This window comes from Kitasatospora dryopteridis (genome assembly GCF_050749075.1).
GTDB lineage: Bacteria > Actinomycetota > Actinomycetes > Streptomycetales > Streptomycetaceae > Kitasatospora.
Genome location: NZ_CP192749.1, coordinates 1015857 through 1040809 on the forward strand (window position 1 = coordinate 1015857; position 24953 = coordinate 1040809).

Here is a 24953-nt window from a genome sequence, read left to right on the forward strand (position 1 = left end):
ACGCAGGCATGCGGACGGCCCGTTCCCCTGGTGGGGGAACGGGCCGTTGCGGTGCGCGGGGGCCGGGCCGGGTGTGGGGCCGCGGCGGTCGCGTACGGGTCTTACTTGGTCAGGCCGGCCTTGACCGAGCACACCGGCCAGGCGCCGGGGCCCTGCGCGGCCAGGACCTTCTCGGCGACGGCGATCTGCTGCGCCTTGGTCGCCTGGTGCGCGTTCGCGGCGTACGCGTGGCCACCGAACGCACCCCACGTGCTGGAGGTGAACTGCAGGCCGCCGTAGAAGCCGTTGCCGGAGTTGATCGCCCAGTTGCCCGAGGACTCGCACGCGGCGACCTTGTCCCAGGTCGACGCCGGGGCGGCGGAGGCGGTGTTCGCCGTGACGAGGCCGGCCACCGGCAGGACGGCCAGTGCGCCGCCCATGACGGCCATCCGCAGACGCTTGGTGCGCTTGGCGGCGGTGGAGGTGGCAGCGGCGGTCTCGTGACGGAAAAGCATGCGGTTCCCTTCGGGCACGCCCGGGACACACCCGGGCACGGGTCAGCAGACCCGATCGGCCTGCGGTTCATGGGGTACGGCGGCATCGGCATCACCAGGCCCTCGGGCCAGGCGGTCCGCCGCACTGGTTTCGAAGGTAGGGACCCACCACCCACGAAACAAGGTTCGACCACAAACCAGCAGGTCGGGGCACCGTTACCGCAGGTATCCGGCTTCAGAGAACCCCGAAGGCACGGGCCCGAGGGCCGCCGGAAGCCCGCCGATGTGACCGGCGCCACCCGGATTGCGGCGTGAGGCGGGGCACATTGTCGGCGCTCGGTGAAGGCCCGCCGACACCCCGCGAGCGTCCGGCACCCCGGTCGGCGCCTCCCGGATGGCCTGGGTCACACCGACTGCGCACGGTGGCGTTCCGGCTGCTCAGCGGTACCGCGGCGGCCCTCCGGGCGGTGCTGCGGGGCTCCGTTCCGGGTCCGCCCTGTCAGTGGCGGGCCCTACCGTCCCGGCCATGGGCATCTACCTGGTCGACATCGGGACGGCGGACTGGTTCGGCAGCCACGAGGGCGGCTGGGCCGAGACCGCCACCGCGCTGGACGCCGAACTCCTCCGGCGGGGCCTGCCCCCGTACCGACCCGCACCCTCGGCACCGGGCGTCGGCCCGCGCACCGGCACGGACTTCGAGGAGAAGATGAGCCCGCCCGTCGAGGGCTTCGCCCGGCTGTGCGAGGCGCACCTCTCCCCCGCCGAGACCGAGGCTCTCCACAACTGGACGGTCCTGGTGCCCGCCCCCCTCGAAGCGCCCGTCACGCTGCCGATCGGCTGCGCCTTCGACGACGAGACCGTGATCGCCGGCGCCCCCGCCTCGCTCGCCGCCGCCGAGCGGCTGGCCGCGGCGATCGGGCTGCCGCCCGAGACCCCCACGGCGAGCAGCAACCTCCAGCTCACCTTCTGGTTCCTGGACGGCCCGGCCGCCGCACTGGCCGGGACCCGCCCGGGCCCGTGGAGCGAGGACCTGTCCGCCGCCTTCTACACCGCCGTCCACCTGCGCGCCGCCCAGTACGTGCTCCGCACCGGCCGCCCGATCACCTACTGCTGACCCGAACCCTCCCGGCGGGCCCACTCCTGCCGCGTCAGCGCGTACTCCACATCACCGTGCTCGGCACCCTCGATGTACTCCGGCCACTCCTCGAAGAACGTCCGGACGAGCACCAGCCCGGCCTTCTCCAGCACCCGGCGGGAGGCGGTGTTGACCGTCATCGTGGTGGCCACCACCCGCTGGGCCCCCAGATCGCGGAAGGCCGAACCGACCATCGCCCGCGCCCCCTCGGTGGCGAGCCCCCGCCCCCAGCAGGCGGGCCGCAGCCGGTAGCCGAGCTCCGTTCCGCCGGTCAGGCCACGGCTTGCCGCCGGGCGCAGCGAGAACCACCCGAGGAAGCCGCCGGTCGACCTCTCGACCGCGGCGAAACAGCCTGCCCCGGCCGGGAGTTCGCGGTACTCGCGGAGCAGGGCGGGCAGCGTGTCGTGCTCCGTGACGGCGCGCGGGACGGGGCGGCCGTCGTCGATCCGGCGCATCACCTCGGGGTCGCCGTGCAGGGCCGCGAGGTCGTCGAGGTCCGCTCCGGTGAAGGGGCGGATCAGCATGCGCTCGGTCTCACGGCGGTTCGGCACCGTGCGATTCGACCACCGGCGCCGGGCCCGGGCAACCGGATTCCCCCGCCCGTGCGGGATGTTCGCTCTCCGCCGATCCGGTGGCCGCGCGCCGGGCGCGCCGCCAGGATGCTGCCATGCAGCAGCCGGTCTTCGCCCTGGTCCACAGTCCGTCCGTCGGCCCGGCCACCTGGCGGCCGGTGGCCGGGCAACTGGCCGCGGCAGGGCACCGGGTGCACGTCCCGTCGCTGCTGCACGTCGCCGAGGGCGGCCCGCCGTACTGGCCCCGGGTCGTCGACGCGGTCCGCGACGGTCTCACGGGCGTCCCCGCCGACGTGCCGGTGGTCCTGGTGGTCCACAGCAATGCAGGCCTGTTCCTGCCGGTGATCCGGGCGGGCCTCGACCATCCGGTCGCCGCCTCGGTCTTCGTCGACGCCGCGCTGCCGGCCCGGGTCGGGCCCACCCCGGTGGCCCCGCCCGAGCGGCTGGACGTCCTGCGCACCATGGCCGTCGACGGCCGGCTCCCCCGCTGGACGGACTGGTGGGACGAGGCGGACGTCGCCCCGATGTTCCCCGATCCGCAGCTGCGGCGGACGGTCACCGAGGAGCAGCCCGCCCTGCCGCTCTCCTACTACGAGCAACAGATCCCCGTCCCCGTGGGCTGGGACGACCACCCGTGCTCCTACCTGCTGTTCGGCTCCCCGTACGAGGACGTGGCCGCCGAGGCACGCGACCGCGGCTGGCGGGTGGCGCACCTGCCCGGCGCCCACCTGCACCAGATCGTCGATCCGGCCGGCACGGCCCGGCTGATCGTCGAGCTGGCCGGCGCCCGCTGACCCTGAACCACCGCGACCCTGCTCAGGCAGGGCCGGGCGCCGCGGGCCGGGCCGGCACGGCCGCCGAGACCGGGAGGAGCAGGGCGGTGACGTTGTCCTGGCCGCCGGCGGCCAGGGCGTGTTCCACCAGCGCGCGGGCGGCTGGCAGCAGGCTGCGCCCGGGGCAGGCGTTCGGCCGGAGGTCTGCCGTGTCCCGGAGTTCCCCGGCGGTGGGCAGATAGCGCGACAGTCCGTCCGTGCACAGCAGCAGCCTGCCGGGCACCGGCGGCCGGTAGCTGCGCACCTGCGGCACCGGCTCGCCCGCATCGGCACCCAACCAGGCGGCAAGGCAGCCGAGTTCACCGCTGTCGTCCTCGGTGAGCGCCATCCCCGGGCCCTCGTCGGGCAGCCAGTACGCCCGGCTGTCGCCGACCCAGGCGCTCCAGATGCCCTCCGGCCCGCTGATGCCCGCGACCAGGGTGCAGGCCGGGGCGGCGTCCGGTGAGGCGGCGAGCGCGCTCACCGCCCGGCCCGCGCGGACCACCGCCTCGGCGAGCGCGGTCTCCGGCAGGACGCCCTCCGCCAGCCGGGCGGCCAGCGCCGACGCCCCGGCCTCGGCCGCCACCCGGGCCGCCCGTTCGGCCCGCGGCGCCATCGACACCCCGTCGCAGACCACCCCGATCGTCCACGGCCCCACCCTGGTCAGTGCCATGGCGTCCGCGTTCACCCCGCGGTGCCTACCGCGGTCGCACACCCCCGCGGCCCCGCCGTCCGCGACCAGCTCCACCCTCGACCTGAACTCCGGCTGCTGCGCACCGCAGTCCCAGCACCGGCCGTCGGGGGCGACCGTCCCCCCGCACTCCACGCACTCCGTCTCGGTCATCGGCGGGCCATCCTGCCAGACGGCCGCGGAACTGTCCGCCCGTCAGCGCGCACCGGCACGACCCGCGTTGCCGCCTCAGCCGGCGGGCCGGGCGCCCTCGTGGGCGAGCAGGTGCTGCTTGGCGGGGAGGCCGCCCGCGTAGCCGGTGAGGGAGCCGTCGGCGCCGACCACGCGGTGGCAGGGCCGGACGATCAGCAGCGGGTTGGCCCCGATCGCGGCGCCGACCGCACGCATCGCGCCGGGCGAGCCGGCCGCCACCGCGATCGTGGTGTAGGTCGTCGTGGTCCCGTACGGGACGGCTTCCAGGGCGGCCCACACCCGGCGCTGGAAGTCGGTGCCGCGGGGGGTGCACTCCACGTCGAAGCCGGTCGCCTCACCCGCGAAGTAGGCGCGCAGCTGGGCGGAGACCTCACCGAAGGCCGCGTCGTCCCGCCGCCAGCCCTCCTGGACGACCGCACCGCGCTTCTGCCCCGGCAGCGACACCGAGGCCAGCGCAACGCCGCCCGCCGCGGTCGCCGACTCCTCCCCGACCAGCAGCAGCGCGCCGACCGGGCTGTCGACAGTGGTGTACAGCGTCATGTTCCCGTTCCTCTCCGATCCTCCCGGCAGCCCTGCACCCGGGGTGCATCCGGCCGCCGACCTCCACTGTGCCGCCTCCCCACCCCGCCGACCGGCGGATTTCGGACATGGCCCTCGGCGGCCACCCCGAGGGGTCGACCCCTTTACCCCGCGGGGAGTGTCTGTTCGGTCCAGATGGTCTTTCCGAAGGGTGTGTGCCGGGTCCCCCAGCCCTGGGTCAGCTGGGCGACCAGCAGGAGGCCGCGGCCGCCTTCGTCGAAGCTGCGGGCGCGCCGCAGGTGGGGGGCGGTGCTGCTCGTGTCGGAGACCTCGCAGATGAGGCTGCTGTCGTGGATGAGCCGCAGTTCGATGGGCGGGCGCCCGTAGCGGATGGCGTTGGTGACCAGTTCGCTGACGACGAGTTCGGTGACGAAGGTGGCGGCGCCCAGCCCCCAGGCGGCGAGTTGCCGGGCCGCGAGCCGGCGGGCGTGGGAGACGGCGGCGGGGTCGGGGGGAACGTCCCAGGTGGCCACCTGGGAGGCGTCGAGGGCGCGGGTGCGGGCGAGCAGCAGGGCGATGTCGTCGGAGGGGGTCTCCGGGAGCAGCAGTTTCAGGATGTCGTCGCAGGTCTGCTCGAGGGCGGGCCCGCCGCGGGCGAGCGCGCGGGTGAGCCGGTCGATGCCGTTGTCGACGTCGTGGTCGAGGGATTCGACCAGGCCGTCGGTGAAGAGGGCGAGGACGCTGCCTTCGGGCAGGTCGAGTTCGGCGGATTCGAAGGGCAGGCCGCCGAGTCCGAGCGGTGGTCCGGCGGGCAGTTCGGGGAAGTGGACGGCGCCGCCGGGGCGGACGACGGCCGGCCCGGGGTGGCCGGCCCGGGCGAGGGTGCAGCGGCGGGAGACCGGGTCGTAGACGGCGTAGAGGCAGGTGGCGCCGACGTCGCCGGCTTCGCGGCCGTCGGCCTCGGCGGTGCGCGGGTCGGCCTCCCGGTCGAGCCGCAGGACGAGGTCGTCGAGGTGGGTGAGGAGTTCGTCGGGCGGGATGTCGACGTCGGCGAGGGTGCGGACGGCGGTGCGCAGCCGGCCCATGGTGGCGGAGGCCTGGATGCCGTGGCCGACGACGTCGCCGACGACCAGCGCGACGCGGGCACCGGAGAGCGGGATGACGTCGAACCAGTCGCCGCCGACGCCGGCCTGCGGGCCGGCCGGCAGGTAGCGGGAGGCGACCTCGACGGCGGCCTGCCGGGGGGCGCGGTGCGGCATCATGCTGCGCTGGAGGGCGAGGGCGGTGTTGCGTTCGAAGGTGTAGCGGCGGGCGTTGTCGATGCTGAGGGCGGCCCGGGCGGTGATCTCCTCGGCGAGGAGCAGGTCGTCGGCGTCGAAGTCCTGGTCGGTGCGGTGCCGGACGTAGAGGACTATGCCGAGGGTGGTGCCGCGGGCGAGCAGCGGGGCGACGATCATCGAGTGGCTGCCGGCCTCGGCGGCGCGCCGGGCCCGGACGGGGTCGACGGCGAGCCAGCGCCGGACGTCGGGGTCGTCGATGTGGTGCCGTGAGGGCCGTCCGGTGGCGAGGGCGCGGGCCATCGGGGAGTCGGCGGGCAGGTGGTCGGTCTGGCCGTGCGGGACGGCGGACTCGGGGCAGCCCACCAGGACGGACTGTTCGGCGGCCCGGCGGAATACGGGCGGCCCGACGGCGGGGTGCGGGCCGTGCTCGCTGCCGGGGAAGGCCTCGGTGCCGTGGAAGACGCTGTCGAGCAGGTCGACGCTGACGAAGTCGGCGAACCGCTCGGTGGCGACGTCGGCGAGTTCCTGGGCGGTGCGGGTGACGTCGAGGGTGGTGCCGATGCGGACGCCGGCCGCGCTGACGACGGCGAGCCGCTGCCGGGCCCGGTACTGGTCGGTGGTGTCGAGTCCGCCGATGGCGACGCCGCGGACGCCGCCGTCGGGGCTCTTGAGCGGGTAGAGGACGGTCGTCCAGGCCTGGGTGCCGGCCTCGCTGGGGGTGTGGACGAAGTTCTCGTCGCGGACGGTCTCGCCGGCGGTGAGGACGTGGCCCATCAGGTCGCGGAGCCGGTCGCGGGGCAGTCCGGAGCAGCGGCCGACGACGTCCGCCATGAGCCGGCCGAGGGGTTCGTCGACCTCGCCCATGATCCGCAGCACTTCGTTGTTGGCGCCGACCAGGCGGGTGTCCCGGTCGTAGACGCCGACGGCGATGGGCAGCTGGGCGAAGGCCCATTCGCGGAGCTGCTGCGCGCCGGCGGCGCCGTCGCCGGCCGCCGGGGAGGCGGTGACGGCCCAGGCGGGCGCGGTGTCGGCGGTGTGCAGGGGGGTGGCGCGGAGGTCGGCGTGGACGGTCCGGCCGTCGCGGTGGCGCAGGGCGATCCGGCCGCTCCACTCCGCGCCGTCCTCGATGTGCTCGCGGGCGGCGGGGGGCGGCGGTGCGGCGAGCAGGTCGGCGGCGGGGCGGCCGAGGACCTCGTCCGGGCGGTGGCCGAGCAGGTGCTGCGCGCCGGGGCTCCAGGCGGTCAGCACGCCGTCCGGGCCGACGACGGCCGCAGCCGTCCCCGCCGGGGAGGGATGTCCGCTCTCCGGTGCGTCGGCTGTTTCGTGCATCGATGCTCTTCCCGCCGTCGCCGAAGCCCCCGCCGGTCGTCCCCGCGGACCGGGCTTCCACGCGTGCACCCTCCAGCATGGCCCGTGGGCCGGTGGCGATCAACCGAGCGCCGGGCCGGGCGGCTACTCGTTGACCAGGACGGGCAGCGTGAGGACGGCCCCGCTCGGGGTGCCGGTGAGCTTCTCCGCGGGGACGGTGATGTCGATGCCGTCGCCGCCGGCGCGGGGGCCGTCGTGGCGGCCGGAGGACTCGTCCTCCTCCTGGTAGTGGAAGGCGCCGGTGCCGACGAGGGCGCCGTGCGCGTCGTAGAAGGCGGCGCGGAGTTCGAGGGCGAGGACGTCGCTGACGTCGGAGGTGACAGCGAGGTGGCCGGTGACGGCCCTGCCGCCGTCGAGCCGCAGGCCGGTGAGGCGGACGCGGTCGGTGAACGGGCCGTCCTCGATCCTGACCTCGCCGGGGCCGGGCGGTGCGCTCAGGACGGCGGCGGGGGCGGCGGCCTGCTTGGGGGCGGGCAGCGAGAGCGAGGGGACGGGGGCGGGCTGCGGGTCGGCGGCCGGTGTGCCGGAGCAGCCGGCGAGCGCGCCGAGCAGCAGTGCCGAGAGCAGGGCGGCCGTGGCGGGGCGGACGGGCGGACGGGCCTTCATGGTGCTCCTGGGGTCGGCACGGCGGCGGCGGGTGTCGGTGGGGCGGGTGCCGGCGGGGCCGGGAGGTGTCTTCCTCCCTGCCCCGCCGTGGGCCGCGCGCCGCGGGCCGGTGCCCTCGGCGCGGGGCCGCGCGGTCAGTGCCGCGGTGCCTTGCGGAAGAGCGCGGCGTACATCTTGCCGTAGAGCTCGGTGTTGTCCTGGCTGGCGGCGAACCGCTGGCCGCCCGGGCCGTAGGCGAAGATCGGCACGTCGGCGCCGGTGTGGTTGCCCGACAGGTAGGTCAGCCAGAGGCTGGCGTCGGCGCTGCCGTCGGTGACGCCGGCCGGGTCGTCCGGGGTGCGGAACGTCGCCGGGGCGAAGTTCTTCGGGTCCTTGGCGCCGGCGCCGTTGACGATGCCACTGGAGCGGGCCGGGTCCTTGGCGCCGCTGGTGGAACGGCTCGGGGTGCTGTTGTTGGCGGTGTTGCCGCCGTCGGTGTTGGCCGGCGGGGCGGCCGCCTCTGCGTTGGTGTAGGAGCCCCTCTCGATGATGTTGAAGCCGGCGCACTCGTGGTCGGCGGTGACGACGACGAGGGTGTGGCCGTCCTTCTTGGCGAAGTCCACGGCGGCGGCGACCGCGTCGTCGAAGGCCTTGACCTCGGCGAGGGTCTGCGCGGCGTCGTTGGCGTGCGAGCGCTTGTCGATCTGCGCGCCCTCGACCTGCAGGAAGAAGCCCTTGCGGTTGTTCTTGCCGAGCAGCGAGACGGCCTTGTTCGTCATCTCGGCGAGGGTGGGCTCCTGGCGCTGCGGGGCGTCGGCGGGCAGGCCGGCCTTGGCCTGCTCGACCGTCAGGTTGCCGCGGTTGAACAGGCCGACGACCTTGCGGCCCTTGGCGGCGGCGAGGTCGGCCTTGGTGGCGGCCTTCTGGCTGGCCGCGGTCTGGGCGGGCAGTGCCGGGTCGCCGAAGCTGCCGAGCACCTGGTAGCCCTGGGCCTGGAGCGCCTTCTGGTCGTCGGGCTCGAAGCGGGCCAGGCCGCCGCCAAGGACGACGTCGGCGGTGCCGTTGCGGGCGATCTGCTCGGCGATCGGGGTGATCAGCGTGCGGTCGGCCGGGGCGGACTCGTACGTGCCGTCGGCCTTCTTCGGGAGGCAGGCGGCGTCGGTGTAGACCGGGCCCTGGCAGCCGCGCAGCAGGGCGTGGCTGAACTGGGCGGCCGGGGTGGCGTCGGTGATCTCCGCGGTGGAGACGTTGCCGGTGGCGAAGCCGGCCGCCTTGGCCTGCTCCATCAGCGTGGCGACCTTCTTCTCGTACGCGTCGACGCCGATCGCCGCGTTGTAGGTCTTCACGCCGGAGGACCATGCGGTGGCGGAGCTGGCCGAGTCGGTGACCAGGGCGGGACGGGTGCTGTCCTTCTCGACGGCGTACGTGGCGACGGCGCCGGTGAAGGGCAGCTTCTCCATGTTCAGCCGGCCGGCGGCGCCGTAGTAGCGCTCGCGGCCGGCGGTGACGTGCGTGCGGCCCATGCCGTCGCCGAGCAGGTAGATGACGTTGCGGATCTCCGCGTGCCGCTCGCTCTGCTCGGCCGGCTCGGAGTGGGCGGTGACCGCCGCACTGCCGACCAGGCTGCCCGAGAGTGCCAGCACGGTGGCGGCCTTCAAGGCCCTGCGCTGCATCAGGGTGTCTCCTCGACACATCGGCGCGCCCGGCGGGTTGCTGCCGCACGCGCACCCGGGGATCGCCCGGGCGGTGTGAAGATAGGAGCACGAAGTGAACCGAATCCGCCGTGAACATGACGTACGGTCGAACACCTGACCCTGCATCAAGGGTCAACCGCCCCTGAGGTAGTGCCCCCGGCGGTGTCCCTACGGGGTGCCCCCGCACAGGGCCTGGCGGTACAGCGCCGTCAGCGCCTCGTCGACGGGGTGCGGCCTGCCCGAGGGGTCCGGTGCGCTCCATCGCATGAGGTTGATCGCGACGGACATCCGGCGCCGGCCGTCGGCCCGGGTCAGGGACATCGTCCCGGCCCCCCAGACCGTGCCGTCGTGGCCCCAGAAGGTTCCGCACCCCGGGATGTCGACCCGGTGCAGCCCGAGGCCGTACTGGACCGTCGTGCCGTCCAGGGCCCGGACCGGGATCGTCCGCTGCATCTGCTCCAGCGAGGAGCGGCCGACGATCCCGCCGTCGAGCAGCCGGCCGTAGAAGCGGTTGAGGTCCTCCATGGTGGACACCAGTCCGGCCCCGGTCGTCACCCAGGACATGTCGTAGACGCTGTAGTCGCGCGGCGGGTCGAGCACGCCGAACAGCGCCTCGTACATCCGCGAGTGCGGCCCCTCGATGCGCGGCCCGGTCGGGAACCCGGTGTGCCGGAGGCCGGCGCGCTCGATGACGTTGCGGGTGATGTACTCCTCGGCCGGGGTGCCGGTCACCCGCTCCAGGAGTTGGCCGAGGAGCAGGTAGTTGGTGTTGGAGTACACCCCGGTCGGGCCGCCCGGTTCGCCGGTCGGCGGGGCGGAGAGCCCCAGCTCGATCAGTTCGGCCGGGCGGAAATGCCGGAAGCGCCAGGGCGCGGCGCAGCGCGTCCGCGAGCGCGGCGATCTGACGTTGCGACACGTCGGCGGACAGGATCGCCTGCGAGCCGTGGAAGGTGCCCGGCCACTGGTGCAGCTCCACTGAGACGCCCGCCTGCAGCAGGCGCACCGCGTACGCGATGTCGTCGTCGCGGTTCGGGTCGTACTCCGCGGTGGCGATGTAGGCGGGCGGCAGGCCGGACAGGTCGGCGGCCCGGGCTGCGGCGCTGTACGGCGCGCCGGTGCGGGTGCCCAGGTAGTGCTGCCAGGACTGGGCGACGATGGCGGAGTTGACCCAGGGCGTGTCGGTGAAGTTCCGCTGCGACCAGGTTTCCTGTCGGTCGTCGAGCTCGGCTTCGTTGAGCAGCTGGAAGCGGATCGACGGGCCTCGCTCGTCGCGTGCCCGCAGCGCCACCGCGGCGGCGAGACCGGCGCCGGCGCTGTGCCCGCCGACGGCGATGCGGTCTGGGTCGACGCCGAGTTCGGCGGCGTGCCCGGCCGTCCAGCACAGCACGGCGTAGACGTCGTCCAGGGCGGCCGGGAACGGGTTCTCGGGGGCGAGCCGGAAACCCACCGAGACGATCATCTGGCCGGAGCCTTTGGCGAGCCGGGCGGCCCAGTGGTGCTCGGTGTCCACGTTACCGACGACGTATCCGCCGCCGTGCATCCACACGACGGCGCCGCGGGCGCCGCGCGGTCGGTAGATCCGCACCGGCACGTCGGGATCGGCGGGCACCGTGCGGTCCTCAATATCCAGATCGGAGGTGTCCGGGGCGGGCCGTGCGGCGGCCATCGCGGCGTACTGCTCGCGCTCGCGGAGCGGTTCGGTGAGGTCGGCCCGGGGGAACAGCGGGACGAATGCTTCGAGTTCGGGATCCATGCTCATGGATGCCATCCTCACCGCCGCCTGGCGGTCGGTCAGCCGCCGTCCGTCGCGCGTTCCGGCCCGATAGCGCACCGCTCGGCGCGAACCTTGTGCGGGGTCCGCTGCCTATCCTGCTGCCATGGAGGCACTGGCCGTACGGCTGTCTGGGCTGGATCCGTACGTCGACGGCGCGATCCGGATCGTGGCGTTCTACGACACGCTGATGCGCCGGCGGGTGGATCTCGCCGCGCTCGCCCGCGCCTCGGCGGGCCTGGCCGAGTGCGGGGCCGGGATCCGGCTGCACGGCACCGGGCAGGAGATACGGGTCTCGCCCGACGGGACCCCGGCGTCCGCCTCGCCCGCACCGGCGTCCACCACCGCGCCGATCACCCTCGACGAGGAGGAGATCGGCACGGTCTGGCTGGAACGCCCCGGCGCGGCCCACCAGCTCGACGAAGTCCTGCTCGACCGACTCGCCCTCGCCGCCGCGGCCACCGTCGAACGCTACGCCCCGGCGCGGACCACCATGGCCGACCCCGCGCTGGTCGAACTGGCCGTCAGCCCCGGCACCGACGAGGCGGCCCGCGCCCGCGCGCTGCGACTGCTCGGCTTCGCCGCCGACCTGCCCGTGCAGGTCGTCGCCGTCCGCACCCCGCGCCCGCTGGACCGGCTCGGCCGACTGATCTGCCCGGGCCGCCCGGTCAAGGCGGCGCTCCTCGGCGAGGTCGGCGTCATCCTCGCCACCACCGTCGACCGGGCCCGGTTCCCGGACAGCGTGCGCGCGGGCATCGGCACCGCCGACCGCCCCGACCTGTCCTGGCCGCAAGCCCGCACCGCGCTCCGCTTCACCACCCCACGCGAACCCGTCATCCACCACGCCGACCTCGGCGCCCTCGCCCTGCTGGCCGACGTACCCGACGACCTGTCACGCACCAACCCGGACGTCGCCGGGATCGCCCGCCTCACTGCCGAGGACTTGGCCACCCTCGACGTCTACCTGCACAGCGGCTCCCTGCGCCGCGCCGCCGACCAGCTCCATCTCCACCACAGCAGCGTCTCCCGCCGCATCGACCAGCTTGCCCGCACCCTCCGCCTCGACCTCACCACCCCGACCGGCCTCACCCGCGCCCGCCTCGCCCTCACCGCCTGGCGCCTACCGGTGTCTGGGTGTCCTCCCGCGGCACCGGCGCGGTGGCCGGCCTCGCCTCCTGGGGCCTGGTGATCGGCACCCTGATCCCGGGCACCCTGCTCGTCGTGCTCGGCCTGGTCTTCCTCGGCCAGGGCAACCCCTCGGCCGCGCCGATGAACGCCAGCCACCTCTTCCCGGCCTGGACGGGCCTGGCCAGCCTGGTCCTCATCGTCAACAACTTCCTCAGCTACTCGGGCATGGAGATGAACGCCGTCCACGTCTCCTCGCTGAAGGACCCGCCGAGGGAGTTCCCGAAGTCGATGTTCCTGGCGATGGGCCTGGTGCTGCTGATCTTCATCCTGCCCGCGCTGGCGATCAGCTGGGTGGTGCCCTCCGACCAGCTGAGCCTCACCGCCGGCGTGATGCAGGCCTTCGACGCGTTCTTCCAGTACTTCGACATCGGCTGGCTGACCCCGGTGATCGCGGTCGGCCTGGTCGCCGCCTCGCTGGGCGGCATGCTGACCTGGCTGGCCGGCCCGTCCAAGGGCCTGCTGCTGATCTCCCGCCAGGAGGGCTACCTGCCGCCGTTCCTGCAGCGGCTCAACGCGCACGGCGTGCAGCAGAACATCCTGGTGACGCAGGGCGTCGTGACCACCGCCATCGCGCTGATGTACGCCTTCATCCCGAACGTCTCCAGCGCGTACTGGATCTTCTCGGTGATCACCACCCAGGTGTACCTGATCATGTATCTGCTGATGTTCCTGGCCGCCATCCGGCTGCGGCGCACCCAGCCCGACCACCCGCGCGGCTACCGGGCACCGGCGTTGGTCGTGCTGTGCGTGACCGGCTTCCTGGCCTCCGCGGCAGCGATGGTCATCGGCTTCGTGCCGTCCTCGCAGTTCGGCGGCGGCAGCGTCTGGTCGTACGTCCTGATCGTCGGCGGCGGCCTGCTGCTGCTCGGCCTGATCGTCCCGTTCGCCTTCCTGAAGACCCGCAAGCCGAGCTGGCGGCAGCCCGAGGCGGCCGCGGCCGAGGGAGGCGCGGCATGAGCCCGACCAGGATGGCCTCCGAGCACCGCCGGATCTACATCGGCGCGATCGTGCTGCTGGTCGCGATGCTGGTCATCGGCCTGCTGACCTACACCCAGCAGCACGCCACCAACGAGTCCTTCAGCAAGGCGCAGCAGCTGTCCGACGAACTGGTCTCGGCCGGCTACCGCGCGGTGCCGGACCAGGAGCAGATCGCCAAGACGCTGGGCACCGACGGCGGCGCCGTCTGCGAGAACCCGGCCGGGGCGCTGAAGAACGCGCTGTGGAAGGTCGACCTGGCGAACGGCGCGGGCGGCCCCGGCCGGCGGCCGATCGTCGCCGACGCCAAGGCGGCGGAGGCCGAGGCGATCGTGCTGAACGTCTACTGCCCGGACAAGCTGGACGAGTTCCGCGACAAGCTCGACGACCTCGAGACCGCCAAGACCGTGAACACCTGACCCGACCGACGGCCGTGCCGCCCGCCCCGGGCGGCACGGCCGCCGCGCGAGACCCGGGAGCCCCGCATGCCCGACCCCGCCGACGACCTCGCCGGGCGGATCGCCGCCCTGATGCCCCGCGCCAGGGCCGACCTGGCCGAGCTGGTCGCCATCCCCTCGGTCGCCGACCCGCGGCAGTACCCGCCGGAGCACTGCCGGCAGGCCGCCGAGTGGGTCGCCGCCTCGTTCACCGAGGCCGGACTGCGCGACGTCCACCTCGCCGAGACCCCGGACGGCAGCCACGCCGTGATCGGCCACCGTCCTCCCCCGCCGGGCGCCCCCACCGTGCTGCTGTACTGCCACTACGACGTGCAGCCGCCGCTGGACGACGCCGCCTGGACCTCGCCGCCGTTCGAGCTCACCGAGCGCGGCGGCCGCTGGTACGGGCGCGGCGCCGCCGACTGCAAGGGCAACATCGTCATGCACCTCACCGCGCTGCGGGCGCTCGGCGAGGACGTCCCGGTCGGCCTCAAGTTCGTCGCCGAGGGCTCCGAGGAGCAGGGCACCGGCGGGCTGGAGGCGTACGTCCGACAGCACACCGACGAGCTGCACGCCGACGCCCTGCTGATCTGCGACACCGGCAACGCGGCGGTCGGCGTGCCCACCGCCACCACCAGCCTGCGCGGCCTGGCCAGTGTGGTGGTCACCGTGCGGACGCTGGCCGGCGACATGCACTCCGGGATGTTCGGCGGGCCGGCCCCGGACGCCCTCGCCGCACTGATCCGCATCCTCGACTCGCTGCGCGACGCCAACGGCGGCACCCGGATCAAGGGCCTGGACGGCGGCGGGATCTGGCCCGGCGTCGGCTACGACGAGCAGCAGTTCCGGGCGGACGCCGGCGTGCTGGACGGTGTGGCGCTGACCGGCTCCGGCACCGTCGCCGACCGGCTGTGGGCGCGGCCCGCGGTCACCGTCCTCGGCATCGACTGCCCGCCGGTGGTCGGCTCGGCCGCCGCCGTCCCGGCCGCCGCCCGCGCCCGGGTCAGCCTGCGGGTGCCGCCCGGCACCGACCCGTACGCCGCCCGCGACGCGCTCGCCGCCCACCTCCGGGAGGCCGCCCCCTGGGGCGCCCGGGTCGAGGTGGAGAGCGAGAGCACCGGCTCGCCGTTCCGCGCCGCCACCGACGGCCGGGCGTACGCGGCGCTCGACCGCGCCATGCGGCAGGCCTACGGCCTGCCGATCTCCTACCTCGGCCAGGGCGGCTCCATCCCGCTGTGCAACGTCCTCGCGGACACCTACCGCGAGGCGGAGATCGTCCTGATGGGCGTCGAGGAGCCGCGCTGCCTCATCCACGCGCCGAACGAGAGCGTCGATCCGTCCGAGATCGAACGCATGGCCCTGGTCGAGGCGTTGTTCCTGCGGCACTACGCCGACCGTTCCTGACCGCCCGTCCGAGAGGCCGCACCCATGCCGAAGCCGTTCACCACCGAGGACTTCGCCCACCGGATGGCCCGCGCCGTCGAGTCCGCCGCCCTGGCCGGGCTGTCCGGACTGGTCGTCACCCCGGGGCCCGACCTGGTCTACCTGACCGGCTACCGGCCGACGGCCATGACGGAACGCGTCACCGCACTGCTGCTCGCCCCCGACCGCGAGCCCGTCCTGGTGGTGCCCCGGCTGGAGCGGCCGGACGCCGAGGCGGCCCCCGGCGCCGGAGCCGTCCGCTTCACCGACTGGACGGACGGCAGCGACCCGTACCGCGGGACCGTCGCCCCCGCCCTCGACCCGGCGGGCCGGTACGGCATCTCCGACTCCGCCTGGGCGCTGCACCTGCTGGCCCTCCAGGAGGCCCTGCCGGGCAGCAGCTACACCTCGCTCACCCGGGCGCTGCCGATGCTGCGCGCCGTCAAGGACGCCGACGAGCTGGAACGCCTGGCCGCGGCCGGCGGCGCCGCCGACGCCACCTACCGGCGCATCCTGGAGGTCCCGTTCGCCGGGCGCACCGAGAACGAGGTCGCCGCCGACCTCGCCTCGCTGCTGCTCGAGTACGGCCACAGCCAGGTCGACTTCACCGTGGTCGGCTCCGGGCCGAACGGCGCCAACCCGCACCACGAGGCCGACGACCGGGTCATCCGGGAGGGCGACACCGTCGTCCTCGACTTCGGCGGCCTCAAGGACGGCTACGGCTCCGACACCACCCGCACCGTGCACGTCGGTGCGGACGCCCCGGCCGAGGTCCGGGAGGTGCACGAGGTGGTGCGGCACGCCCAGCAGAAGGCCTTCGAGGCCGTCCGTCCCGGCGTCGAGTGCCAGGAGATCGACCGGGTCGCCCGGGCGGTCGTCACCGAGGCCGGGTACGGCGAGTACTTCATCCACCGGACCGGCCACGGCATCGGGCTGACCACCCACGAACCGCCGTACATGGTCGAGGGCGAGCAGCAGCGTCTGGTGCCCGGGATGTGCTTCTCCATCGAACCGGGCATCTACCTGCCCGGCCGGTTCGGCGTACGGATCGAGGACATCGTCACGGTGACGGAGACCGGCGGCCGCCGCTTCAACAACACCCCCCACGCCCTCGGCACCGTCGCCTGAAGGCAACGCAACGGGGCATCCCACAGGGGCGCGTGTGGCACCTACGGATTGCCCTGCTGCGGCAGGTCGTCGGGGACGATGTCGTGGGCCAGGGCGAAGCGGGTCAGGTCGACGCGGCGGCGGGAGCCGACCTTGTCGCGGAGGCGGTCCAGGTGGGAGTGGACGGTGTGCTCGCTGATGCCGAGCCGCCTGGCGATGCCGTGGTCGGTCTCTCCGCCGGCCAGCAGGGCGAGGATCTGCCGCTCCCGCTCGGTGACCCGGCACGTCCCGTCCGCCCAGGGCCGCAGCGCCAGCGCCGCGGAGACGTACGGGCAGCCGGAGGCGACCAGCCGGACGGCGGCGAGCAGTTCGGGTTCGCCGGCCTGCCGGCTGAGGCAGCCGCGGGCGCCGGCCTGCATCGGCGGCACGATGTCGCGCTGCAGCTCGGAGCAGAGCACCACGACCTCCAGCCCGCGGGCATTCAGCCGGTGCACCACCGCGGCGAGTTCGGCGGGCGGTAACTGCAGGTCGAGCAGGACGACGTCGCCCGGCTGCAGGGCGTCCTCGGCCTCGTCCACGGACGGCGCTCCGACGGTGCACTCGAGGTCGTCCGCGGCGCCGACGACCTGGGCGAGGCCGCGCCGGAAGAGCGGGCAGTCGCCGATCACGGCGACGCGGCTCGGTGGTGCGCTCATGGCGTGGTCCTCGGGGGCGACCGTCGTCGGGCCGCGGCCCGGGGCTCGCGGTCCGCACGCCTCCAGTCTTCGCCCCGCCGCTTCCTCCGGCACCCGGAGGGCGGAACCGGGATGTGGTGCGGTCCGCACCGGCCCGCGTGATCCTGGGGCTGTGGCACCGGCACGGCCGAGGAGGCGGGTTGCACGCGGAGGCTTCGGGCCCGGACGCCGCCGACGCCTCGATCGACCGGGCGGCGGCCGCCCTGGCCACCCATGGCGAGGAACTGCTGCGGTACGTCCTGGAGGACGCCCCCGTCGGCCTCGCCGTCCTCGATCCGGAGCTCCGCTGGCAGTACGCCAATGCGGCCTTCTTCCGCACTGTCGGCCTCGCCCCCGGCGACCTGCTGGGCCTGCCCGCCGCCGACACACCACTCGCCGCCGCCGCACCCGCCCTGCAGGCCGTCCTCGGCGGAGGACGACCGCAGGAGCCCTCGGCCGGCCACCCCGCCGCGCCGGGGCTGCGGCTGCGCGCCCGGAGGCTGGAGATCCGCGGCCGGACGGCCGGGCTGGTGGTCGCCGCCCTCGGCCCCGGGAACGGTGACGGGCAGCGGGCCCCGCACGAACTGGAGCAGGCCCGCGCCCGGCTGACCGTCCTGGACGCCGCCGCCGGCCGGATCGGCACCACCCTGGACGTCGACACCACCTGCGTGGAACTCGCCGAGTTCACCGTGCCGGCCATGGCCGACGCCGCCGTCGTCGAGCTGCTGCCGCCGGACGCCGTCGAACGCGGCGCGCACAGCGGGACGCTACGGCTGCACCGGGCCGCCGTGGTCTGCGCGCCGGCGCTGCGGCCGCACCTGGCGCCGCTCTCCAGGGCCGGCGAGTCCGTGCGGTACCCGCCCGGCTCCGCGGCGGCGCACAGCCTGCGCACCGGGGTGCCCGTCCTCGTCCGGCCGGCCGACGGGCCGTGGCCGGGCTCCGCGGAGAAGGGCGCCCCGGAGGCGTACCGGGCGGCCGGGCTGGACGCGATGCTGACCGTGCCGCTCATCGCCCGGGGCCGGACGCTCGGTGTGCTGACGCTGGCCCGCACCCGGGAGCCGGTCCGCCCGTTCACCGAGGACGACACCGTGCTGATCGGCGACCTCGCCGGCCGGGCCGCGGTCGGCGTCGACAACGCCCGCCGCTACACCCGCTCCCAGGGGATCGCGCTGCAGCTCCAGCAGGCGCTGCTCGCCGAGCCCGGCAACCCGCACCCCAATCTGGAGCTCGCCTCGCGCTATCTGCCCTCCGGCACCAGTTCGGTGGTCGGCGGCGACTGGTACGAGACGGTCAGGCTGCCGTTCGGACGCACCCTGCTGGCCATGGGCGACGTCATGGGGCACGGCGTGGAGGCAGCCGTCGACATGAGCACGTACCGCTCGATGCTGCGCGACGTGGCCGGCATGGACCTGCCCCCGCACCGCATCCTGCGCCAGCTGGACACCCTGATCTCGGAGAACGAGTCCTCCCGTCCGGCGACCTGTCTGCTCGCCCTCGCCGACCCGGGCCGCAGCCGCTGGACGTTCTCCAGCGCCGGCCACCTGCCGCCGGCCCTCGTCCTGCCGGATGCGCCGACCGACCTGGTCGTGGTGCCCACCGGGCCGCCGCTGGGCACCGGGCTGGGCGGCTACGAGCAGCAGGCCCGCGAGCTGCTGCCCGAGCAGGTGCTGCTGCTGTACACCGACGGGCTGGTGGAGCGGCGCGGCGAGGACATCGACGTCTCGCTCGCCCGGCTGGCGGCCCTGCGGCTGCCGGCCGCCGGCGAGCTCGACGACCTGCTGGACGCGGTGTTGCACGCCCTGACACCGCAGGCCGCGGAGGACGACATCGCGCTGCTCGCCGCCCGGGTGCGCCGTCGGTGAAGGCCGGGCCGACGGGCCGGTGCGCGGCCTCAGGGCACGACCTGCTCGGCCCAGATCACCTTGCCCTCGGCGGTGTAGCGCGTCCCCCAGCGCTCGGCGATCTGCGCCACCAGGAACAGGCCGCGGCCGCCCTCGTCGGTCGAGGAGGCCTGCCGAAGCCTCGGCGAGGTGCTGCTGCCGTCCGAGACCTCGCAGATCAGCGCCCGGTCGTAGAGCAGCCGGACGCCGATCGGGCCCGCGGCGTGCCGGATGGCGTTGGTGACGAGCTCGCTGAGGATCAGCTCGGTGCCTGGCTCCAGCAGATCCAGGCCCCAGCGCTGCAGCTGGGCGGTGGCGAAGGCCCGGCTCTCGGCGACGGCCGCCGGGTCGGCGGGCACCTCCCAGGAGGCGATCCGGTCGGCCGGCAGGGCGCGGGTACGGGCCACCAGCAGCGCCACGTCGTCCTCCGGGCGGTGCGGGAGCATGGCCTCCAGGACGACCTGGCAGGTCTCCTCCGGGCTGCGGCCCGGGTGCGAGAGCGCATCGCGCAGCAGGTCGAGCCCGATGTCGATGTCCCGGGTCCTGGCCTCCACCAGCCCGTCCGTGTACAGCACCAGCTGGGCGCCCTCGGGGATCTCCAGCTCGGCGGTGGTGAAGGGCATGCCGCGCAGGCCCAGCGGCGGGCCGACCGGCGTGTCCGGGATCTCCACCGTGCCGTCCGGGTGGACGAGCACGGCCGGCAGGTGCCCGGCCCGGGCGAGCTGGCAGCGCCGGGAGACCGGATCGTAGATCGCGTACAGGCAGGTGGCGCCGATGATCGCGCCCTCCATGCCGCCCGCCGCCTCCTCCTGGTCGATCCGGCTCACCACGTCGTCCAGGTGGGTGAGCAGTTCGTCGGGGGCGAGGTCGAGGGCGGAGAAGTTGTGCACCGCGGTGCGCAGCCGGCCCATGGTGGCGGCCGCGTGCAGGCCGTGGCCGACGACGTCGCCGACGACCAGGGCGACCCGGGCGCCGGAGAGCGGGATGACGTCGAACCAGTCGCCGCCGACCCCGGCGTGGGCCGGCAGGTAGCGGTAGGCGGCGTCCACCGCGTCCTGCTCGGGCAGGCCGCGCGGCAGCAGGCTCTGCTGCAGGGTGACGGCCATCGGATGGCTGCCGGTGATGGCGGCGGTGATCTGCTCCTGGGTGCTGTACTTCGCCTCGAACACGCCGTTGTTGCGGCCGAGCCGGAGCACGGCCACCCGGTCGGCGACGGCCTGCACGTCGTCGAGGTTGTGGCTGATCATGATCACCGCGTGGCCCTGCTCGCGCAGCCGCCGGATCAGGTCGAGCGCCTGCGAGCTCTGCTCCAGGCCGAGCGCGGCGGTCGGCTCGTCGAGCATCACCAGGTGCGGGCGGCCGATCAGCGAGCGGGCGATCGCCACCGCCTGGCGCTGGCCGCCGGAGAGCGACAGGACGGGGATGCGCACGCTGGGCAGCCGCACCGCGAGCCGGTTGAGCAGGGCGAGCGAGCGCTTCTCCATCTCCACCTCGCGGAGCAGGCCGTAGCGGCGCAGCTCGCGGCCCAGGTAGAGGTTGGCGACGACGTCGAGGCTGTCGCAGAGCGCGAGGTCCTGGTAGACGGTGGCGATGCCGAGCCGTTGGGCGTCCCGGGGACGGCGCAGCTCGACCGGGCGCCCGTCCCACTCGATGGTGCCCGAGTCGGGCGGGCTGACCCCGGCGATGATCTTGATCACGGTGGACTTGCCGGCGCCGTTGTCGCCCACCAGGGCGAGCACCTCGCCCCGGTCGACCTGCAGATCGATGCTGCTGAGCGCCTGTACCGTGCCGAACCGCTTGGAGATCCCGCGCAGCGACAACAGCGGCACGCGGGCCACGCGGCCACCTCCTCGTCCCCGATCCGTCGGCTGTGGGACGAGTCTGCCGTCTGGCCGGGCCCGGGTGTGTCACCAACGCGCTGCGACACCGGGATACCCGCACGGCGGGTGCGGCCGTCAGGGGTGCCCGCGGGCCGGTCGAGGACCAGCGGTTGCAGGGGTCGCGGAGAGGGTTCACGGTGTTGCACGGTGCGCCCGAGCCCGCGCACCCCGCGCAGCGCGTCGCGTCCACGCCGAGCCCGCTGCGAGATCCCCCGTTTCCCCTGCGGAGGCCCGCCATGGTCGAAACTCCGTGCCCTGTTGCCTTCTTCGACATCGGGAACACCCTCGCCCGCGTGAGGGTGTCCCCGGACGGCCAGGACATCACCGACCTCACCTCCTTCCCGGACGTGCCCGCGGTGCTCGAGGCGCTGCGCGGCCGGAGCGTCCGACTCGGCATCCTCTCCGACCGCGGCCCCGTCCCGGCCGACCGGGTCGAAGCGGCCCTGGACCGGGCCGGGCTGCTCGCCTTCTTCGAGGAACCGCTGATCCGCTTCGGCCGGAAGGACTCCGCCCTGGTGTTCCAGCAGGCCGCGGCCACCGTACGTGCCGACACGCCGGGCGAGGGCCCGCGGCTGCTGTTCGTCGGCGAGGACGCCACCGAACGGGCCTTCGCCCGGTCCGCCGGATTCCTGGTCGCCCCGCACCCCGGCCTGGCCGAGCGGGTGCTGGACGGCACGGCACCGCTGCGCTTCCTACGGGTCCGGGTGCCGCAGCGCGGCGCCGCCGCGGACTGGCGGGCGATGCTGCGGGAGCAGCCGCTGGTGCCGCTGCACCTCGCCGGGAACGGCGACGGCGCACCGGCTACCGAGGTGTACGCGGTCGCGGACGCGGCCACCGCGCTGGCCCTGGACGACCTGGGCTTCTCGGTCGACCGCCTCGGCGAGGCCGACGAGCCGCTGACCGCCGACCTCTACCTGCTGCGGGACGACCGGCGGGCGGAGAGCGGCTTCGGCTCGGCGGCCGGCAACGCGGCCGGCCTGTTCGGTGGCAACGGCTCCGCAGGACGGGTGCTCAGCTCCACCGAGGAGGGGCTTCTCGTGGCGATCCCCGCCGGCCGGTCGCTGGAGGAGTTCCACTTCGGCGGCGCCCGGCACGGCCACCACCTGAAGCTGCTCCCCTCCCCCGCCCTGCTCGCCCCGGGCGCGGCGGACGCCCCGGCGGACGGATTCGCCGCCGCCGGACCCGCCGCCGACGGACCCGGCGCGGCCGAACTCTCCGCGGACGAGCGGAAGCTGCTGGTACGCCACATCACCGCCGACCGGCTGGGCCGCGACGTGGCCCGCTACAGCGGCGGCGAGCCGCCGCCCGGCGGGGCCGCCATCGACAGCCGCCACATCCTGCACCCGGGCAACGCCTCCGCCGTACGGGCGCTGATCGAGGACGTCACCGCGATCGGCGGCGGCCTGCTCACCGTCGGGACGCACCGCTTCGTCCACGAGGGACGGCCGCTGGAGAACGTCGAGGCCGTACTGCCCGGCACCGGCGTCCCCGGGGTCGTCCTGGTGACCGCGCACATGGACTCCACCGGTGCCCGCCAGGCCGGGTACCGCGCGCCGGTCGACCCCGCCCCGGGGGCCGACGACGACGGCAGCGGCGTCGCCGGCGTGCTCGGCGCACTGCGGGCGGTCGTGGCTCTGGCCGGTGCCGACCACGCGCACCGCCGCGAGATCCGCTTCGTCTTCTTCAACGCCGAGGAGCACGGGCTGGTGGGCAGCCGCGCCTATGCCGGCGAGCAGGCGCGGCTCGGCGCGGACATCCGGGCGGTCTTCCAACTCGACATGATCGGATTCGACACGGCCGCCCCGTCCGCCTTCGAACTGCACGCCGGTTTCTCCCCCTCCCCCGCCGTGCAGACCCGCTCGCGGCAGATCGCCGAGCTGATCGCGGCACTGGCACCGCAGGTGTCGCCCGGGCTGCCCGCGCCGCAGATCTTCGCCGGGGCGAACGGCACGGGCGACCCGGCCGAAGGGCGCAGCGACCACTACAGCTTCCAGCTGCACGGCTACCCGGCCTGCCTGGCGTCCGAGGACTTCTTCGCCGGCCCCGGGCCGTCCGCCCCCGCGCCCGAGCCGAACCCCGACTACCACCTGCCTGCTGACCGGACGGTGAACGCCGGCTACGCCGCCGACATCGCCCGCGCAACCGCCGCCGCGGCCTGGCTCACCGTCAGCCGCTAGTGCCGCGTCAGGCAACCTTCGCCCCGTCGCGGCCCGATGCATCCCGCCTGGACGCACCGCCGAAGCACCCGAGTACGTCCAGTACAAGGGCGCTCCGGCGGCACGCCCAGTCGGGCGCCTCGGGCCGCTCCTTGACGAGCGAAGGTTGCCTGACGCGGCACTAGGCGTATCCAGTCGGAGCATTGTTCACACGGTTGATCGGGGGTCGGCCTCCGGGTGCGGTGCGGCAACGGCCCGCGGATGCGGGCGGTCGGAAGCTGTGCGAGAACGGCAGCATGGCACAGAAGCCGGCGGCAGAGACCGCAGAGATCAAGATCAGTTTCGCGGGCACGGAGGCGGCCGCCGCCGCGGGCGCCCTGGTGCTCGACCCGGACCGGGGACGGCGGCGGCGGCTGCACTTCTGGGAGCGGCTGGACGGCCGGCCGGCGTCCGGCCCCGCGGCGACGCCGCCCGCGCTGCCGTTACTGGAGCGCGGTGTCGTGCTGCGGCTGCGGCGCGACACCTCCGCCAACGGCGGTGCGGCCGAGGCGGACCTGACCGTCAAACTGCGGCCCTGCCCGGCCCTGCCGCGCCGTTGGCAGACCGCCGACCGCGGCAAGCACTGGGAGTACGCGGTCGAGGAGGACCTCACCGGTCCCGCCTACCAGGCGGTCACGGCGGCCTCGCTGCGGATCGAGCTCAGCCCGGCCGAGGCCCGCAGGGCCGAACACTCCCCCGTCCGCAGGACACTGACGGGCCGGCAGCACCAGTTGCTCGAGCACGCCGGGGTCACCGGGGACGACCTCCGCGGGCTCACCGCGCTCGGTCCGGTGGACACCGTGAAGTGGGAGCTCCGGTGGAGCGAGGTCGCGGAGCCGGTGGCGGTCGAGGAGTGGACCACCCGGACCAACCTGCGCTTCCTGGAACTCTCCGTCCGTACCGGTGCCGACGCAGCCGCCGACGTGCAGGCGCAGCTGGCGCGGGCGCTGCTCGCCAGGAACGTCCCGCTGCCGCAGTTCGGGCAGACCAAGACCCGGGCCGTGCTGATCGCGCTCGCCGCCTGCCCGTAGCTGCCCCCCGGGCCCGGCTCAGCCGTGGGCGGTGTGGTCGGCGAGGACCTGCTCGACGACGCGGCGGTGGACGGCGGCCCGGGCCGGGTCGGTGCCGAGGGACTCGGTCATCACCAGCAGCGCCTTCCACAGGGCCCAGCCGCGGGCCCGCGCCCAGGTGGCCGCGGGCTGCCGGACGGCGTGCCGGAACGCCTCCCGGCCGGCCCCGGCGAACATCGTCCACGCGATCACCAGGTCGCAGGCCGGATCGCCGACCCCGGAGGTGCCGAAGTCGATGACGGCCGCGAGCCCGCCGTCGGCGACCAGCAGGTTGCCGGCGGCGATGTCGCCGTGGAACCACACGGGTTCGCCCGTCCATTCGGCGGCGAGCGCGGCCTCCCACACCTCGGCGGCGAGGGCGGTGTCGACCTGTCCCTCGAGGGCCGCCAGACAGCGGCGGGTCTCGGCGTCGTAGTGGGCCGGCGGGGCACCGCGGTACCAGCTGTGCCCGCCGGCTGCCGGGCCGCCGGCCGGGTCGCAGGCCTGCAGGGCGAGCAGGAACCCGGCCACCGCGACGGCGAACTGCGGCAGGTCGGCGATGTGCCCGCGGTCGGCCGTCTCCCCGGGCAGCCAGCCGCGGACCGACCAGGGGAACGGGTACCCGTCGCCCGGGGCGCCGACCGCGAGGACCTGCGGCACCGCCACCGGCAGCGACGGCGCGAGCAGCGGCAGCCACCGGTGCTCCTTGGCGACCGCCGGGACGTACCCGGCGGCGGTCGGCAGACGGACCGTCATGGCGTCGCCGAGGCGGTACGTGCGGTTGTCCCAGCCGTCGACCTCCACCGGCCGCACCGGCAGGCCGCCCCACTGCGGGAACTGTGCCGCGAGCAGCCGCCGCACCAGGGCGGCGTCGATCCCGGCCCGGCCGTCCGGGCCCGGGGCGGTGCTGTTCGGCGGATGTGCGGCCATCCCCCGATCGTCGCCCCGGTCCCCGGATGCGGCAACGGAATTACGGTCCCCCGCCTTCCCTGCCGGGGTGTCGGGGCGCTCTCCT

Annotated in this window: 18 protein-coding genes and 5 pseudogenes; 10 read left to right on the forward strand and 13 right to left on the reverse strand. The window is 74.8% G+C overall.

From position 1 onward, the window contains the following. Window positions 1-101: 101 nt before the first annotated feature. Window positions 102-494: a transglycosylase family protein gene (locus ACQ614_RS04665; RefSeq protein WP_431676880.1), complete on the reverse strand. Its 393-nt coding sequence runs from the start codon at window positions 492-494 to the stop codon at window positions 102-104. A 505-nt stretch (window positions 495-999) separates the two neighbouring features. Between ACQ614_RS04665 and ACQ614_RS04670 the strand changes: the two genes are divergently transcribed. Then, window positions 1000-1587, forward strand: a complete 588-nt coding sequence (locus tag ACQ614_RS04670; RefSeq protein WP_431676881.1) for a hypothetical protein — start codon at window positions 1000-1002, stop codon at window positions 1585-1587. On the opposite strand, the gene ACQ614_RS04675 is transcribed toward ACQ614_RS04670, so the two are convergent. Continuing rightward, window positions 1578-2159, reverse strand: coding sequence for a GNAT family N-acetyltransferase (locus ACQ614_RS04675; RefSeq protein ID WP_431676882.1), 582 nt, complete (start codon window positions 2157-2159; stop codon window positions 1578-1580). The two genes, ACQ614_RS04670 and ACQ614_RS04675, sit on opposite strands and share 10 nt — an antisense overlap. Window positions 2160-2275: 116 nt before the next feature. On the opposite strand from ACQ614_RS04675, the gene ACQ614_RS04680 reads away from it, so the two are divergent. After that, window positions 2276-2974: an alpha/beta hydrolase gene (locus ACQ614_RS04680; RefSeq protein WP_431676883.1), complete on the forward strand. Its 699-nt coding sequence runs from the start codon at window positions 2276-2278 to the stop codon at window positions 2972-2974. Window positions 2975-2996: 22 nt separating this feature from the next. Here ACQ614_RS04680 and ACQ614_RS04685 read toward each other — a convergent pair whose 3' ends face one another. The 7 genes and pseudogenes from ACQ614_RS04685 to ACQ614_RS04715 all read right to left on the reverse strand — a co-directional run. Then, window positions 2997-3680, reverse strand: coding sequence for a PP2C family protein-serine/threonine phosphatase (locus ACQ614_RS04685; RefSeq protein WP_431676884.1), 684 nt, complete (start codon window positions 3678-3680; stop codon window positions 2997-2999). 231 nt (window positions 3681-3911) lie between these two features. After that, window positions 3912-4415: a methylated-DNA--[protein]-cysteine S-methyltransferase gene (locus ACQ614_RS04690; RefSeq protein WP_431676885.1), complete on the reverse strand. Its 504-nt coding sequence runs from the start codon at window positions 4413-4415 to the stop codon at window positions 3912-3914. 143 nt (window positions 4416-4558) lie between these two features. Further along, window positions 4559-7003: a SpoIIE family protein phosphatase gene (locus tag ACQ614_RS04695; protein ID WP_431676886.1), complete on the reverse strand. Its 2445-nt coding sequence runs from the start codon at window positions 7001-7003 to the stop codon at window positions 4559-4561. Between the two features lie 123 nt (window positions 7004-7126). Next, on the reverse strand, window positions 7127-7648 hold the full coding sequence (locus ACQ614_RS04700; RefSeq protein ID WP_431684129.1) for a hypothetical protein: 522 nt from the start codon (window positions 7646-7648) through the stop codon (window positions 7127-7129). A 134-nt stretch (window positions 7649-7782) separates the two neighbouring features. Then, window positions 7783-9300 (reverse strand): alkaline phosphatase, encoded by a 1518-nt coding sequence (locus tag ACQ614_RS04705; RefSeq protein ID WP_431676887.1) that lies wholly within the window; start codon window positions 9298-9300, stop codon window positions 7783-7785. Window positions 9301-9489: 189 nt separating this feature from the next. Next, a pseudogene (locus ACQ614_RS04710) lies at window positions 9490-10185 on the reverse strand (serine hydrolase domain-containing protein); the annotation flags it as partial. An 85-nt stretch (window positions 10186-10270) separates the two neighbouring features. Beyond that, window positions 10271-11089 (reverse strand): annotated as a pseudogene (locus ACQ614_RS04715) (alpha/beta hydrolase); the annotation flags it as partial. Between the two features lie 109 nt (window positions 11090-11198). Between ACQ614_RS04715 and ACQ614_RS04720 the strand changes: the two are divergent. From ACQ614_RS04720 to ACQ614_RS04740, 5 genes and pseudogenes are all read left to right on the forward strand, one after another. Beyond that, window positions 11199-12281 (forward strand): helix-turn-helix domain-containing protein, encoded by a 1083-nt coding sequence (locus tag ACQ614_RS04720; RefSeq protein WP_431676888.1) that lies wholly within the window; start codon window positions 11199-11201, stop codon window positions 12279-12281. After that, window positions 12215-13237: pseudogene (locus tag ACQ614_RS04725) on the forward strand (APC family permease); the annotation flags it as partial. The gene ACQ614_RS04720 and the pseudogene ACQ614_RS04725, both read left to right, overlap by 67 nt. Further along, window positions 13234-13674: a hypothetical protein gene (locus ACQ614_RS04730; protein WP_431676889.1), complete on the forward strand. Its 441-nt coding sequence runs from the start codon at window positions 13234-13236 to the stop codon at window positions 13672-13674. The pseudogene ACQ614_RS04725 and the gene ACQ614_RS04730, both read left to right, overlap by 4 nt. Window positions 13675-13740: 66 nt before the next feature. Beyond that, window positions 13741-15096: a dipeptidase gene (locus tag ACQ614_RS04735; RefSeq protein WP_431676890.1), complete on the forward strand. Its 1356-nt coding sequence runs from the start codon at window positions 13741-13743 to the stop codon at window positions 15094-15096. A 24-nt stretch (window positions 15097-15120) separates the two neighbouring features. Then, window positions 15121-16242, forward strand: coding sequence for an aminopeptidase P family protein (locus ACQ614_RS04740; RefSeq protein ID WP_431676891.1), 1122 nt, complete (start codon window positions 15121-15123; stop codon window positions 16240-16242). 41 nt (window positions 16243-16283) lie between these two features. Here the strand turns inward: ACQ614_RS04740 and ACQ614_RS04745 are convergent, their stop codons facing one another. Beyond that, window positions 16284-16916: a LuxR C-terminal-related transcriptional regulator gene (locus tag ACQ614_RS04745; protein ID WP_431676892.1), complete on the reverse strand. Its 633-nt coding sequence runs from the start codon at window positions 16914-16916 to the stop codon at window positions 16284-16286. Between the two features lie 179 nt (window positions 16917-17095). Between ACQ614_RS04745 and ACQ614_RS04750 the strand changes: the two genes are divergently transcribed. Continuing rightward, window positions 17096-18796, forward strand: a complete 1701-nt coding sequence (locus tag ACQ614_RS04750; protein WP_431676893.1) for a SpoIIE family protein phosphatase — start codon at window positions 17096-17098, stop codon at window positions 18794-18796. 29 nt (window positions 18797-18825) lie between these two features. Here ACQ614_RS04750 and ACQ614_RS04755 read toward each other — a convergent pair. Both ACQ614_RS04755 and ACQ614_RS04760 read right to left on the reverse strand, forming a co-directional pair. Beyond that, window positions 18826-19935, reverse strand: a pseudogene (locus ACQ614_RS04755) (ATP-binding SpoIIE family protein phosphatase); the annotation flags it as partial. Window positions 19936-20148: 213 nt separating this feature from the next. Beyond that, window positions 20149-20652 (reverse strand): annotated as a pseudogene (locus tag ACQ614_RS04760) (ATP-binding cassette domain-containing protein); the annotation flags it as partial. A gap of 335 nt (window positions 20653-20987) precedes the next feature. Here ACQ614_RS04760 and ACQ614_RS04765 point away from each other — a divergent pair. Both ACQ614_RS04765 and ACQ614_RS04770 read left to right on the forward strand, forming a co-directional pair. Next, window positions 20988-22871: a M20/M25/M40 family metallo-hydrolase gene (locus tag ACQ614_RS04765; protein ID WP_431676894.1), complete on the forward strand. Its 1884-nt coding sequence runs from the start codon at window positions 20988-20990 to the stop codon at window positions 22869-22871. Window positions 22872-23146: 275 nt separating this feature from the next. Further along, window positions 23147-23920 carry a hypothetical protein gene (locus ACQ614_RS04770; RefSeq protein ID WP_431676895.1) on the forward strand — a complete coding sequence of 258 codons (774 nt, stop codon included), beginning with the start codon at window positions 23147-23149 and terminating at the stop codon, window positions 23918-23920. Between the two features lie 18 nt (window positions 23921-23938). Here ACQ614_RS04770 and ACQ614_RS04775 read toward each other — a convergent pair whose 3' ends face one another. After that, window positions 23939-24868, reverse strand: a complete 930-nt coding sequence (locus ACQ614_RS04775; RefSeq protein WP_431676896.1) for an aminoglycoside phosphotransferase family protein — start codon at window positions 24866-24868, stop codon at window positions 23939-23941. Window positions 24869-24953: the final 85 nt, after the last annotated feature.